Below are 13,652 nucleotides of genomic sequence, written 5' to 3'. Positions count from 1 at the left end.
CCATGTCAATTCAGCTTCTCGGATCAAAACCCACGCGCTTCGGTTTCGGCGACGGCCTCGTCAGCCTCGGTGAACGTCACAGCAACGTCATCGTGCTCGGTGGCGACATCACCGGCTCGGTCATGACGTCGCTCTTCCGCGACAAATTCCCCGATCGGTTCTTCTCCATCGGTATCGCCGAACAGAATGCCACGACGATCGCCGCAGGCCTCGCCCTGTCCGGCAAGATCCCGTTCTTCGCTTCCTACGGCGCATTCTGCGCACTGCGGAATGCCGACCAGCTCCGCATCTCCGTGGCCTACAACGAGGCGAACGTGAAGATCGGCGGCGGCCACGCAGGCATCAGCGTCGGTCCCGACGGCGCCACGCACCAGGTTCTCGAGGAAGTGGCCTTCCTGCGTACGCTGCCTCATATGACGATGATCGTACCGGCGGACTATGAAGAAGCCCGCAAGGCGACGATCGCCATGGGTGAGATGGTCGGTCCGGCTTATATCCGCTTCGGTCGTTCGCCCGTTCCGATGTTCACCACGGAAGAATCCCGGTTCGAACTCGGCAAGGCCAATCAGTTGACGGACGGCGACGACGTCGCCATCATCGCGTGCGGCGCCATGGTATGGGAGTCCATCCAGGCCGCATCGCAACTGGCCGAAAAGGGAATCAAGGCGCGGGTCATCAATGTCCATACCATCAAGCCCTTCGACTTCGAAACGGTCACGAAGGCAGCCCGCGAATGCGGCGCCATCGTCACGGCCGAAGAGCATCAGGTGCACGGTGGTCTCGGTGGAGCCGTCGCCGAATGCACGGCCAAGAACGCCCCCGTTCCCATCGAATTCGTCGGCGTCAAGGACTCCTTCGGTGGTTCGGGAGAGCCCGAAGAACTGATGGTCAAGTTCGGCCTCACGTCGAAGGAAATCGCCGCCGCTGCCCTGGTCGCGATGGAACGACGGGACAAGGGCAGTTCGGGCATCCGCCGTATCGTGGATTGACCGATGCCTTCTGCACCAGTAACGAAGAACAATGAGCGCCGGTCCCAGACCGGCGCTGACGTTTTATGACGACCAACACGCCCGCGATCGACATCTCCGATCCGATCCTTCTCCGTATCTCGGCCTTCGCCGCGGAGCGGGGCATCGACGCCTACGTGGTCGGTGGCTACGTCCGCGACTCGTTGATGGGACGCATCCGTACGGATATCGACATCACCGTCGTCGGCGATGCGCTGGACTTCGCCGATGCCGTCGCATCGCTCTTCAATTCCAAGGCCGTGCACTACGAGCGTTTCCGTACGGCACTCGTGCCCGTAGGCGAACAGCACCTGGAGTTCGTGGGCACGCGCGCGGAGGTCTACGAGCCGGGTTCCCGTAATCCCGTCGTGACGGAAGGAAGCCTGGAAGACGATCTGCGGCGCAGGGACTTCACGGTGAACGCACTCGCGGCATCGCTGCATCCCGATCGACTCGGCGCGCTTGTCGACATGTTCGACGGTGCGGGCGACATCGACCGACGCATACTGCGCACACCGCTGGATCCGGTCGTCACGATGAACGACGATCCGCTTCGCATGATGCGTGCCGCACGGTTCGCCTCGCAATTGCAGTTCGACGTCGAACCTGCGGTCCTCGAAGCCATTCGATCCATGGCCGATCGCATCCGGATCATCTCGCAGGAACGCATCTCCGACGAATTCATGAAGATCATGGCTTCGCCGAAGCCGAGCGTCGGACTGCACATCCTGCACGATACGGGCCTGCTGGCCCATGTCTTCCCCGAAGTCGAACGGCTCTCCGGCGTCGATCTGGTGACGACCGGTGGCAGGGAATACCGCCACAAGGACGTCTTCCTGCACACGCTTCAGGTCGTCGACAACGTCGCCGCGATGAGCGCCGACGTATGGCTGCGCTTCGCCACGCTCATGCACGACGTGGCCAAGCCACGCACGAAGCGGTTCGTCGAGGGAACGGGATGGACCTTCCATGGCCATGAAGAAGTCGGCGCGCGGTGGCAGGACAAGATATTCCGCCGCATGAAGCTGCCCCTGCATCATCTGCCCTACGTGCAGACGCTGGTGCGGCTGCATCAGAGGCCGATGAAGCTCGTGGATGACGGAGTGACGGACTCGGCTATCAGGCGTCTGGCCGTCCAAGCCGGCGGGGCCATCGAAGATCTCTTCATCCTCTGCAAGGCGGACGTCACCACACGGAATCCGCGGCTCGCGGAGAAGTACGTGCGGAACTACGACATCGTGCGCACGAAGGTGCTCGACGTCCAGGAGCGGGACCGTCTGCGCGAATTCCAGTCGCCCGTACGTGGCGAGGACATCATGGAGATCGCCGGTATCGGTCCTTCCCGTACGGTCGGCTATCTCAAGTACATGATCGAGGAAGCCATTCTCGACGGATACATTCCGAACGACTATGATGCTGCGAGGGCCTATCTTGTCGTGCACCTCGACGAATGGGTTGCCGCAGCCGATACGGCGCATTTCGAACGCCGCGGCGGTACGTCCGCCGAAAGGGAAGATGTATGATGCGACATGAAACGGGAATGAACGGCACGATCCTGTCCTATGGCCAGTACGAGCCGAAGCTGCACGAAAGCGTCTTCGTGGCCCATGGTGCCGTCATCCTGGGTGACGTGGAGATCGGCAAGGATTCCACGGTATGGTTCAACTGCGTCATCCGGGGGGACGTGCACTGGATCCGGATCGGCGAGCGTACCAACATCCAGGATCTGTGCATGCTGCACACGACGTTCAGGAAGCATCCGCTCTCCATCGGCAACAACGTGACGGTCGGGCACAGCGCCATGCTGCACGGCTGTACCATCGAGGACTACGTCCTGGTCGGCATGCAGTGCACGGTTCTGGACCGTGCCGTCGTCCGGCCGTATTCCATGATCGCTGCCGGTGCCGTCGTGCGCGAAGGCTTCGAGGTACCCGAGGGCACGCTCGTAGCCGGAGTCCCGGCCAAGGTCGTCCGTGAACTGTCGGACGAAGAGCGGCGCAAGCTCGAACAGAGTGCGCAGAACTACATCGACTACAGGGATTCCTACAGAACAAACAAACCGGTGCGGTAATCATGGCCAAGAAGAAAAGTCTGGGCTCTGCGCTCGTCGTCATCCTCATTTCCAGTGTCCTGTGCGTGCTGCTCACCGTCGCCGCCGCCATCATCACCGGTGAAATGCTGTATCTCGTCGCCGCGCTCCTCTTCCTGATCTCCGGTGTATCGGGTATCTGGGTGGTGCGTAACCTCGACCGGAAGATCAACGGACCCAGGGCCTGATTCCGATGACGAACGTCCTGCCGAGATTCCGTGCCGATGTCCATGTCTCCGTCGTCCAGGATGGCGGAGAGGACATGCTTCTGCTCCACGATCCGATGAACATCGCCGACGGACCGATCCTGCTGCATCCCGATATGGTCGAGATCCTTGAAGTATGCGACGGGCATACGACGTGGGAAGAGCTGGCATCGTCATCGGGCGTCAGCCCCGACGGCCCGGAACTCCTGCATGCGCGGGCCTTCGTGGCACAACTGGCCCGGATGGGCTTCCTCGAAGGACCTGCCTACGATGCGATGCTCCATGCGTCCGAAGAAGCCTTCGCCGGTCTCGACGTACGTCCGGCGGTCTGCGCCGGTTCGTCCTATCCGGCGGACGCCATCGAGCTGAGGGAGATGTTCGGAGCGATCGAACGGCAGGCGGGGACGGTCGGTGTCGTCAATCCATCCGTCCTGCTCATGCCGCACATCGATTTCCGGGTGGGCGCCGATGCCTATGCCGCGCCTCTGGCCGCACTCCGGACGACGGATGCGGATCTGTACGTCATCGTGGGTACGGCCCATCACTGGTCGGATCATCAGGTCATTCTCACGGAAAAGCACTTCGAAACGCCACTGGGAACGGTCCATACCGATCGGGATCTCGTCGGTGCCGTGCGCGCACGGCTCGAAGGCATTCCGGGCCGGGTGGCGCCGACCGATCTGGCCCATCGTCCCGAACACTCCATCGAATATCACGTCGCCCTGCTCCAGCACGCCGTCGGGAACAGGCCGTTCGCCGTTCTCCCCGTTCTCGTGACGGGTATCCAGCATCTCTTCATGGAGCCGGGGAGCATCGTATCGCAGCCTGACGTCGCGGACGTGGCGAAGGCGCTGCACGACGTCGTGGCTGCCGACGGACGCAAGGTCTGCTGGCTCATCAGCGGCGATCTCGCCCATATCGGCACCCGTTTCGGCGATTCCCGGCCGGCTGCAGAGCTCTTCGATCTCGTACGGATGGAAGACGAGCGGCTGCTGGAACGCCTCGTGGAAGGCGACGTGGAAGGCTATTACGAGGAAGTCAGAAGGGTAGGGGACCGGCGGCGCATCTGCGGCCTTGCTCCCACGGTCATGGCACTGGCCGCTGCCGGACCTCGGCCGGGCACCCTCCTCTCCTACGATCAGTGGGACGATTCCGAGACAGGAAGCGGCGTTACGTACGCCTCGGTAGCCTTTTGAACGAAGGCATTTGGTGAAAACATCACCATGAAGTATCTTTGCAAGCTCTAAAAGAAGCTGTGTGACATTTCGGTCCAAATGGACCCCATGAAAACCATGCAACAGTCCGCATACATCACGAAGTCGCTCCGCAAGGAAGACGTGCAGCACGACTGGTGGGTTGTCGATGCCACGGGTCAAACCGTAGGCCGTATCGCTTCCCAGGTCGCCACGATTCTTCGCGGCAAGCACAAGCCGTCATTCACCCCCCATGTCGACTGTGGCGATTTCGTCGTGGTGATCAATGCCGAGAAGGTCGTCCTCGAAGGCAAGCGTTCGGAACAGAAGGAGTACTTCCACAACACCGGATATCCGGGTGGTGGTCGTCACCGCAAGTTCAAGGACGTGATCAAGGACAAGCCGACGGACGTTCTGGAGTGGGCCATCAAGGGCATGCTTCCGAAGAACCGTCTCGGACGCGTCATCGGCAAGAAGGTGAAGATCTACACTGGCAGCGAGCATCCGCACGAGGCACAACAGCCGAAGCCGTTGAACCTGCCCTATCCTACGAACAACTAAGCACTGAATCGCAGTCGGAGCACTGATGAAGACCTATACCGGTACCGGTCGACGCAAAACGAGCGTTGCACAAGTCCGCCTTGTCGGTGGCAATGGCAATGTCGTCGTGAACAAGTTGCCGATCACTGAATACTTCCCGATCGAGACGTATCGTCGTGACGCGATGCTGGCTCTCGAAGTAGCCAAGGTCGACGGCCAGTTCGACGTCGTCGTCAACGTCCGTGGCGGTGGCAAGGCCGGTCAGGCCGGAGCCGTACGCCTGGGTGTCGCACGTGCCCTGCTGGAATACAGCGAGGAGCTTCGTGCCGTACTGCGTCCTGCGGGGCTGCTCACGCGTGACCCGCGTATGGTCGAGCGTAAGAAGTACGGTCAGAAGAAGGCCCGCAAGCGCTTCCAGTTCTCGAAGCGTTAATACCGACATCGAACGACAGCGAACGTGTCCGCTCCGGCGGACACGTTCATTTTACTACACATGCGTGGGGACTCCGCGAGGGTGTGCCGGCATCGATCCGATTCCGGTCCTCGTCTACGGAGGTTGATCCATGCAGAGGTTCCCAACACATCATTTCAAGGTATCGCCATGCCCGCAGTAAGCGTAGAAGCGCTGCTCGAGTCCGGAGCGCACTTCGGACACCTCACCCGCCGCTGGAATCCCAAGATGCGCAACTTCATTTTCATGGAGCGCAACGGGATCCACATCATCGACCTTCGCAAGACCCAGCTCCTGCTGGACATCGCCCGTGACGCCGCCCTCGACGTGGCATCGCAAGGCCGTGGCGTGCTGTTCATCGGCACGAAGAACCAGGCCAAGGGTACCATGGAAACGGAAGCGAAGCGTTCGCACTCCAACTATGTCTGCGAGCGTTGGCTCGGTGGCATGCTCACGAACTTCTCCACGATCCGCAAGTCGATCAAGCGCCTGAATACCATCGACAAGATGGAGATCGACGGCACGTTCGAGAAGATGACCAAGAAGGAGCGTCTCATGCTCGGCCGTGAGCGTGATCGTCTGCGCAAGGTCTTCGGCGGTATCGAAGACATGACGCGCCTGCCCGGCATGCTCTTCGTCGTCGACATCAAGAAGGAACACCTCGCCATCAAGGAAGCCAAGATCCTCGGCATTCCCGTGATCGGCATCGTCGATACGAACAGCGATCCCCAGGAAGTGGACTTCCCGATTCCGGCGAACGACGATTCGATCCGCACGATCGAAATCATCACGAAGGTCATCGCCGACGCCGCCATCGAAGGCCGTGAAGTATCCAAGGCCAAGACCGCCGAAATGGCTGCAGCAGGCGAGCAGGTAGCGAAGGAAGCCGAAAGCGGTGATGCCTCGCAGGTCCGTCGTCAGCTCCGTGGTCGCAAGACCGGTGGCCGCGACAACAACTGATCCCATTAACTCAACTGGAACAACAAACGCCATGTCCGCAATCAGTGCATCCCTCGTAAAAGAACTGCGCGAGAAGACCGGCGCAGGTATGGCCGACTGCAAGAAGGCCCTTGAAGAAGCGAACGGCGACATGCAGGCAGCCATCGAATGGCTGCGCAAGCGCGGTGCCGCCTCCGTCGCGAAGCGTGCCGACCGTGATGCCAACGAAGGTATCGTGATCGCCCGTACGTCGGCCGACGGCAAGACCGCTGCCATCATCGAACTGAATTGCGAAACGGACTTCGTCGCACGTAACGACGAATTCGTCCAGTTCGCCAATGCCATCGCCGACGCAGTCCTGAATCACGGTTTCGGCTCCGAAGAAGAACTGTGGAATCATTCGGTCGGAGACAAGACGCTGGGCAACCTGCGTGACGAAATCCTCGCCAAGTTCAGCGAGAAGATCGAACTCCGCCGCTTCGAGCGTATCACGACGAGCGGTCATATCACGGACTACGTCCATGCCGGTAACCGCCTCGGCGTACTCGTCGAATTCGATGCCGCCGCCATCAACAATGGTGCGAAGCCCCTCGCCCGCGACGTAGCGATGCAGATCGCCGCCATGCAGCCGATGTATATCGACCGCTCTGGTGTGGATCAGACCGCCATCGACAAGGAAATCGAGATCTACAAGCAGCAGGCCATCGAGGAAGGCAAGAAGGAAGACATCGCCGAACGCATCGCCCAGGGCCGCCTCTCGAAGTTCTACGAAGAGCAATGCCTCATCGAGCAGACCTTCGTCAAGGATCCCAGCAAGAAGATCTCCGACGTCCTCACGGAAATCGGAACGCATGCCGGTGGCGATGTGAAGGTTCTTTCCTTCCGCCGCTACAACCTCGGCGACAAGGCCTGAGGCCAGCTTTTAACTATCGGAGGCGACGATGGCCGCACGCTACCGCCGTATACTGCTGAAGCTCAGCGGTGAATCGCTGATGGGAAGTCAGCAATTCGGCATCGACCCGGATGCATTGCGTGCATTCGCGGAAGATGTGAAAGAGGCATTCGATCTGGGAATCCAGATCGGCGTCGTCTTTGGCGGAGGCAACATCTTTCGCGGCATCCAGGCCTCGCAGAAGGGGATCGACAAGGTGTCGGGCGACCATATGGGAATGCTCGCCACCGTGATCAACTGCATAGCTTTTCAGAACGCACTGGAGGCGCTGGGAGTACCCACGCGCCTCCAGACTGCGATCCGCATGGAACAAGTCGCGGAAGGGTTCATCCGGCGTCGCGCGATCCGTCACCTCGAAAAGGGACGGGTGGTTCTCTTCGGCGCGGGTACGGGGAATCCGTATTTTACCACCGATACGGCCGCAGTGCTCAGGGCCATCGAAGTCGAGGCCGAAGTCGTGATCAAGGGAACGCGCGTCGATGGCGTCTACACGGCCGATCCGGAAAAGGATCCGACGGCGAAACGCTTCGACACGCTGACCTATCGCGAAGTCCTCGAACGCGACCTGCGCGTCATGGACATGACCGCCATCACGATGGCGCAGGAGAACAACATTCCTCTCCTGGTCTTCAACATGAACGAGCGCGGTAATCTCAGACGCCTGATGACCGGCGAACCGGTGGGCACGATCGTCTCCGAATAAGTTCCCCGTTGCTGCGTCGTTCCACGCGAACCCTCACATTACAGGAGAAACTTCGCATGCCAGTGAAAACCATCGTCGACGAATCCTCGTCGCACATGAAAAAAGCCGTCGAGCACGTACAGCACCAGCTCGCCAAGGTCCGCACCGGCCGCGCTTCGGCCTCCCTTCTCGATAACGTGAAGGTCGAATACTACGGCGAGCAGACGCCCGTAGGCCAGGTAGGCAGCATCAGTACGCCCGACGCACGTTCCATCCTGATCCAGCCGTGGGATCGCTCCGCATTGAGTGGTATCGAGAGGGCCATCCTGGCCGCCAATCTCGGTATCACGCCCCAGAACGACGGGCAGGTGATCCGCATCAACGTACCCCCGCTGACGGAAGAGCGCCGCAAGGACATCGTCAAGATGTGCAAGAAGATCGCAGAAGACGGCAAGCTTGCAGTGCGCAACATCCGCCGCGATGCCAACGAAGAACTGAAGAAGAACGAGAAGACCGAACATTACAGCGAAGACGAACGCAAGCGTGGCGAGGACGATGTACAGAAGCAGACGGACAAGTACATCAAGGAGATCGATACGATCCTGGCCGCCAAGGAAGTGGAAGTCATGGAAGAGTGAGGTGATGCTCACCCTGTGCCTGATTCCCGCATGATGATGTCGGCTCGACCGCTGGTCGGGCCTTTTTTATTCGTACCCGATTCGATGGAACGTCAATGAAGTCGACACTCGCCGTCGTCCTGCTCTCCGGTGGCATGGATTCATGCGTCACCTGTGCCCGGGCCATCGAGGATGGATACGACGTGGCCGCCCTTCACGTGAACTACGGTCAGCGTACGCAGGAGCGTGAGCTGCGCAGCTTCCATGCGATCTGCGATCACTACGGCATCGTGCGAAGGTTGGTCGTCGACATCTCCCACCTGGCAGCGATCGGTGGCAGCAGCCTGACGGACGACCTGATTTCCGTCGACGATACGACGCTGGCGAAGAACGGCGCCGGCGCCGGTGATGATGCGGACGCCGTACCTTCGTCGTATGTGCCGTTCCGCAACGCCAACATCCTCGCCATCGCTACGAGTTGGGCCGAAGTGCTCTCCGCCCGAGCCATCTACATCGGTGCGGTCGAAGAGGATTCGAGCGGCTATCCCGACTGCCGCGACGTCTTCTTCCGTGCCTTCGAACAGGTCATCGAAACCGGGACGAAGCCCGGATTCAGCATCAGCATCGAGACGCCGGTCATCCATTTCACGAAACGGCGCATCGTCGAGGAAGGCATCCGCCTGGGGGCACCTCTCGAACACACGTGGTCCTGCTATCGTGACAACGACATTGCCTGCGGTACCTGCGATTCCTGCGCCTTGCGACTCCGGGGCTTCCAGCAAGCCGGCGTCACCGACCCCATCGACTACCTCGTCAGACCAGCCTACTGAGATTATTTCCATCCGGCCGCCGATTTTCTGAGACCGAAGCACAGGAACTGTGTCTGGTACAGTAGATCACTCAACAATTGCGCCGGAGAAGACAGATGGTCCGTTTCATCCTGAGCCTCGCAGCGATATCGATGCTTCTGGTATCGTGCGGTGGCGTCGTCCATCCGACGGGCGACTGTTCGATCGTGGAATCCTTCGCTCTGCGCACCGGTAACTGGTGGGTCTATTCCTGCGAGGAATCGGTCGACGACGGAGCGCGTGACGACGTTCGCATCACCACCTACCGCGACTCCATCATCGTGATGGGGACGGCCATTCTCGGGGGACGGTTGTGTCATGAAGTCCAGCGGTTCAGGGATGGTGCGATCCTCGACACCATGCATATGATCGCGGACGGTACGAAGCTGATCATGCACGGAACGACCTTCACCAAGCTGCCGTGCGCATGTTTCGACGTGGTATGGCTCGTCAGCGGCGTGTGCGGAGAGAAGGAAGATGGAACGGATCGCATGCAGACGGACGACCCGACCCTCCTGCCCGCATTGGACAGCAACGGCGAGATCGTGAACGTTCACATGCATCACGATTTCGTGGCCTGGCGCCATAGTGCCGATACGACGGTGGCCATTCCCGGCGCCGTGGTCCAGGGCAGGAAGTATGCCGTACGGACGGTCGACTCCGTCTCGATCGCCGGACCGAAGAACGTTACCTTCGCTGACGGAAAACAGTACTTGACGACGACGTTCACGCACGATTTCGTGGTGGCACCGGGCAGAGGCATCATCGTATGGAATGAGCTCGAAATGGCCATGACGGGAATCCTCGATATCGTGCCGTTCAAGTCCAGGCGCCGGATACGAAGCCTCGTCGCAAGTTCCGTACGATAACGATATGACATCATCAATATGGAGAATCCGATGAAAGCGTTCGTCTTCACCCTGTTGTGTGCATCGATCCTGTGGGGCTGTACCGACAGGGGGGTCAGCCCTCACGACGAGAATTGTAATCTCGATGAATATTTTGCCCTGCATACGGGTAACTGGTGGGTCTATACCGGTGAGCAGAAGTTCGTCACGACCTATCCTGTCGGCGAGCCCGAGCTGCGAGGGATCGAGACCTTCCGCGATTCGATCGTGGTGGTGGGCTCGACGATCTTCGATGGTCATTCGAGTTACGAACTGCATGTCTACCGTAACGGCACTCCGTTCGACAGCCTGTTCGTAGCCATGGAAGGCGATTCCATCCTGTGGAGCGGGAACGTGTTCTACAACATCGATTGCACATGCCTGTATTCGAAGATGATCAGCGGAGGCACCTGCCCGAGCCGTGGGCGCAGCACCGTCGAACGCCTGACCAGGGAGGATGAGCGACTACCGTCCATCGACAAGGACGGGAATCTCGTCGAGCTGGTCGTTGGACACAAGATTACCGTCGACAATGCGACGTCGAATACGTCCGCACCCAACTATCCGGACGTGAAGCTGTTCCAGCTCTGGGATGCGGATTCCACATACGTCGTCACTCCCGATAATGCCGTCTTCATCGAAAGTGGAAGCAGGTCGTATGTCAGGACCAGTCGTCAGGATATCCAGGTCGTGAAGAACGTCGGTATCATCTCATGGTCCGGTGAACAGGTCACCGATTTCGAAGAGCACCCGACGAAGCCAAAGAAGTCCGTCGTGACCTTTACACGTACACTCGTCCGCAGCTCGGTACACTGATCGTGAACGTCGCTCACCATGCCGATGCAGTTCTGTGTGTTCTCTGGCGAGAACATGCAGAGCTGCGTTCGGATGTGATGAACGAGCTGTATCGTCGGCATGCACAGCGATTGTACACATACTGCCGCAAGATGACGGGCGGGGAACACGAGGCATCGGATCTTTTCCAGGATGCATGGTTGAAGCTCCTGCAGGTACTCGAACGGAAGGACGTCGTACCGGATCATGTCGGTGCCTATCTCCTGCGCGTGGCGCGCAACCAGATCCTGAATGCGAAGCGGTCGGACGTCCGGCACGTGACACTCGAAGACGTGGAACTGCTCATGCGGGACAGACCGTACGAGCAGCGCGAAGCCCTCGTGCTGCTCGACGGGGCTCTCGAGCTACTGGATACTACCCTTCGCGAAGCCTTCGTTCTGTATGAGATGGAAGGCCTGACCTACGACGAGATGATGGCGATCACGGGCGAGACGATGTCCACGCTCAAGACGAGGGTATGGCGCGCTCGCACACGTCTGCGCGAGATCCTGCGCCCGGTACTTGGCGACGTTCGTGAGATGTTCGGTCACGACGATGCGCCGACACCAATCACCAAGGCGAAGAACGACGATGAAACAACGTGAACTGATACAGCGATTCCTGGACGGCGAGGTAACGGATACCGAGTCGCGTCGCCGGTTGTTCGAGATGGCAGGAAGCGATCCTTCCCTTGCCGCCGAACTCGGCGAGCACATGCTCCTTCGGCGCATGGCACGCGACTCGGCCGCAGCCACGCCGATTCCGCCCGCACTCGCCACAGGTGTCCTCGGTACCATCGCACCGTCACCCGCTACGGTCGGCGCAGCGGCCGGCTTCGGCGGACTCTCGTGGCTGATCATCCTGCTGACCACGGGAGGGGTGGTCCTGACCTCGTTCGCCATCGGCTGGTGGCTGGGAGATGCGAGGAAGGAGGACATGATCGCGCAGGGTGCCGCACGAACCGAACGGCGAATGGAACCCGCAACACCGTCGGTATCGACGCATGGGACGTCGGCGGTGACGGTCCCGACGGAAAGCCAGCGTACGAGGGAGTCCGTGCGCTATGTCGATCGCTATCGGGACCGGCCTGTGGCCGACACACGGATCCCGGACGGGAATCCGGTAGGGACGGCGATGCCGGACAAGTCCATGACCTATGCGGATATCACCCCGTCACCGATGGATGCGGTCGGAACGCCGGACGTCGAACGATACGAAACGGCATCATCGTTGTACGAAGCCACGACGATGACGCTCGAAGAGAGCGCCCGGCAACGACCGGGTGGATGGCCGGATGCCGTTTCGCTACGGACGACCGTCGGTGCCTTCGGTGGTACGATTCAACCGCTGCATGCACCGGATCTCGCCGAACGCATCGTGCTCAGTGCGATGTGGAACATCACGCCGTCACTCAGTATCGGTGTCGATCTCGGATATGAATCCGTGCTGATGTCGTGGGAAAGCGCACAGGGCAGCGATCGCCTCCGGATCGACCAGCAGCCCAATCTCCTTTGGGGTGGCGTGAGCGTGCGTTACGATGCGACGGAGTACACGATGTTCGATCGCTTCGCACCATATGCCCAGGTGACGGTCGGTGGAACGAGAGTCGGTCCTGCGGGCAGAGGGGCCCTGGGGCTGTCCGTCAACGTCCTGCAAGGTATCGACATCTATGGTGGCGCCGATGCGTCGGCATGGCTCTATTCACATGATGGTACCTTGCGTTTGACGGACCGGATCGGCTGGACCTTCGGAATACGGTCGAGGATATGGTCGCTATGAAGCATCTCGTCGTCGCATCGGTTCTAGGTATGACGTCCGTGTTCTGCGCATGCGACAATGCGGCATCGTTGAGTACGGAGAGAAGGGAGACCGTCATCGTAGGCAGCAGGATCATCCGTACTCCCGACATCGCGCTGGACTATGAAGGACGGTCCTATGTCATGGCGCACATGCCGGGTTCGTGGTCCGGGGAGATACACGTCGATGGTGATCGTGTCACGATCGATCTCCGTATGGAGGTGCAGGCCGAACGGCAGGCATCCGTGCCTGCACCGTCGAGCCTCTATATCCGATGCAAGGCCCTCGCAGCGGATGGCGAATGGCATCCCGTCGTGGGCGCACCGAGCGATATGGATGCGGAGACGGCGTCGCAGATGGGATTCTCGATGCAGGGCAGCGGCACGGTCTTCCGTATTCCTGCCGTCAACGGAGGAGGGGACACGTTGTTCCTGCGAGCGGAACCGAACAATGCCGAGCGCGAGTGCAGGGTATCCATCAGGTATCATCCCGACGATCTCTATCCTCTTGCGACGGTGGTATCCGAGGTCGCGTCCGTGTTTCTACTGCAATACTGAAATCGATATCAAATACCGGATTCCGTAGAGATACTGCGCTGCCGCATTTCATA

17 protein-coding genes are annotated in these 13,652 nt (G+C 60.0%); all 17 read left to right on the top strand.

The features are described 5' to 3' along the window. The first annotated feature begins 2 nt into the window (after positions 1-2). The 17 genes from BGO89_06575 (at position 3) to BGO89_06495 (ending at position 13,599) form a co-directional block, all read left to right on the top strand. Complete coding sequence (locus BGO89_06575; protein OJX57632.1) at positions 3-989, top strand: transketolase; 987 nt, start codon at positions 3-5, stop codon at positions 987-989. A 65-nt stretch (positions 990-1,054) separates the two neighbouring features. Next, positions 1,055-2,530: a tRNA nucleotidyltransferase gene (locus BGO89_06570; GenBank protein ID OJX57631.1), complete on the top strand. Its 1,476-nt coding sequence runs from the start codon at positions 1,055-1,057 to the stop codon at positions 2,528-2,530. A gap of 17 nt (positions 2,531-2,547) precedes the next feature. Continuing rightward, positions 2,548-3,078: a gamma carbonic anhydrase family protein gene (locus BGO89_06565; protein OJX57855.1), complete on the top strand. Its 531-nt coding sequence runs from the start codon at positions 2,548-2,550 to the stop codon at positions 3,076-3,078. A 2-nt stretch (positions 3,079-3,080) separates the two neighbouring features. Next, the gene (locus BGO89_06560; protein OJX57630.1) at positions 3,081-3,284 is read left to right on the top strand and encodes a hypothetical protein; all 204 of its coding nucleotides are present in this window, start codon (positions 3,081-3,083) and stop codon (positions 3,282-3,284) included. Between the two features lie 5 nt (positions 3,285-3,289). Beyond that, on the top strand, positions 3,290-4,498 hold the full coding sequence (locus BGO89_06555) for an AmmeMemoRadiSam system protein B (protein ID OJX57629.1): 1,209 nt from the start codon (positions 3,290-3,292) through the stop codon (positions 4,496-4,498). A 96-nt stretch (positions 4,499-4,594) separates the two neighbouring features. Then, positions 4,595-5,056 (top strand): 50S ribosomal protein L13, encoded by a 462-nt coding sequence (locus BGO89_06550; GenBank protein ID OJX57854.1) that lies wholly within the window; start codon positions 4,595-4,597, stop codon positions 5,054-5,056. A 25-nt stretch (positions 5,057-5,081) separates the two neighbouring features. Further along, on the top strand, positions 5,082-5,468 hold the full coding sequence (locus BGO89_06545) for a 30S ribosomal protein S9 (protein OJX57628.1): 387 nt from the start codon (positions 5,082-5,084) through the stop codon (positions 5,466-5,468). Positions 5,469-5,636: 168 nt separating this feature from the next. Then, a complete protein-coding gene (locus BGO89_06540; protein OJX57627.1) occupies positions 5,637-6,446 on the top strand; it encodes a 30S ribosomal protein S2 in 810 nt (269 codons plus the stop codon). A 31-nt stretch (positions 6,447-6,477) separates the two neighbouring features. After that, entirely contained in the window at positions 6,478-7,338 is an 861-nt protein-coding gene (locus tag BGO89_06535; GenBank protein OJX57626.1) for a translation elongation factor Ts, read from the top strand. 28 nt (positions 7,339-7,366) lie between these two features. Beyond that, entirely contained in the window at positions 7,367-8,080 is a 714-nt protein-coding gene (locus tag BGO89_06530) for a UMP kinase (protein ID OJX57625.1), read from the top strand. A gap of 62 nt (positions 8,081-8,142) precedes the next feature. Next, complete coding sequence (locus tag BGO89_06525; GenBank protein OJX57853.1) at positions 8,143-8,697, top strand: ribosome recycling factor; 555 nt, start codon at positions 8,143-8,145, stop codon at positions 8,695-8,697. A 95-nt stretch (positions 8,698-8,792) separates the two neighbouring features. Further along, positions 8,793-9,506: a 7-cyano-7-deazaguanine synthase QueC gene (locus BGO89_06520; protein OJX57624.1), complete on the top strand. Its 714-nt coding sequence runs from the start codon at positions 8,793-8,795 to the stop codon at positions 9,504-9,506. Between the two features lie 95 nt (positions 9,507-9,601). Beyond that, complete coding sequence (locus tag BGO89_06515; protein OJX57623.1) at positions 9,602-10,393, top strand: hypothetical protein; 792 nt, start codon at positions 9,602-9,604, stop codon at positions 10,391-10,393. A gap of 18 nt (positions 10,394-10,411) precedes the next feature. Beyond that, on the top strand, positions 10,412-11,227 hold the full coding sequence (locus BGO89_06510; protein ID OJX57622.1) for a hypothetical protein: 816 nt from the start codon (positions 10,412-10,414) through the stop codon (positions 11,225-11,227). A 77-nt stretch (positions 11,228-11,304) separates the two neighbouring features. Further along, entirely contained in the window at positions 11,305-11,850 is a 546-nt protein-coding gene (locus BGO89_06505) for a hypothetical protein (GenBank protein OJX57621.1), read from the top strand. Then, the gene (locus tag BGO89_06500; protein OJX57620.1) at positions 11,837-13,024 is read left to right on the top strand and encodes a hypothetical protein; all 1,188 of its coding nucleotides are present in this window, start codon (positions 11,837-11,839) and stop codon (positions 13,022-13,024) included. Before BGO89_06505 ends, BGO89_06500 begins: the two co-directional genes overlap by 14 nt. Further along, complete coding sequence (locus BGO89_06495; GenBank protein ID OJX57619.1) at positions 13,021-13,599, top strand: hypothetical protein; 579 nt, start codon at positions 13,021-13,023, stop codon at positions 13,597-13,599. The genes BGO89_06500 and BGO89_06495 overlap by 4 nt, the downstream gene beginning before the upstream one ends. Positions 13,600-13,652 lie beyond the last annotated feature (53 nt).

Source organism: Candidatus Kapaibacterium thiocyanatum, from assembly GCA_001899175.1.
GTDB lineage: Bacteria > Bacteroidota > Ignavibacteria > Kapaibacteriales > Kapaibacteriaceae > Kapaibacterium > Kapaibacterium thiocyanatum.
The sequence above is the reverse complement of the archived record's forward strand: the minus strand, read 5'-3'. Positions and strand labels throughout refer to the sequence as shown.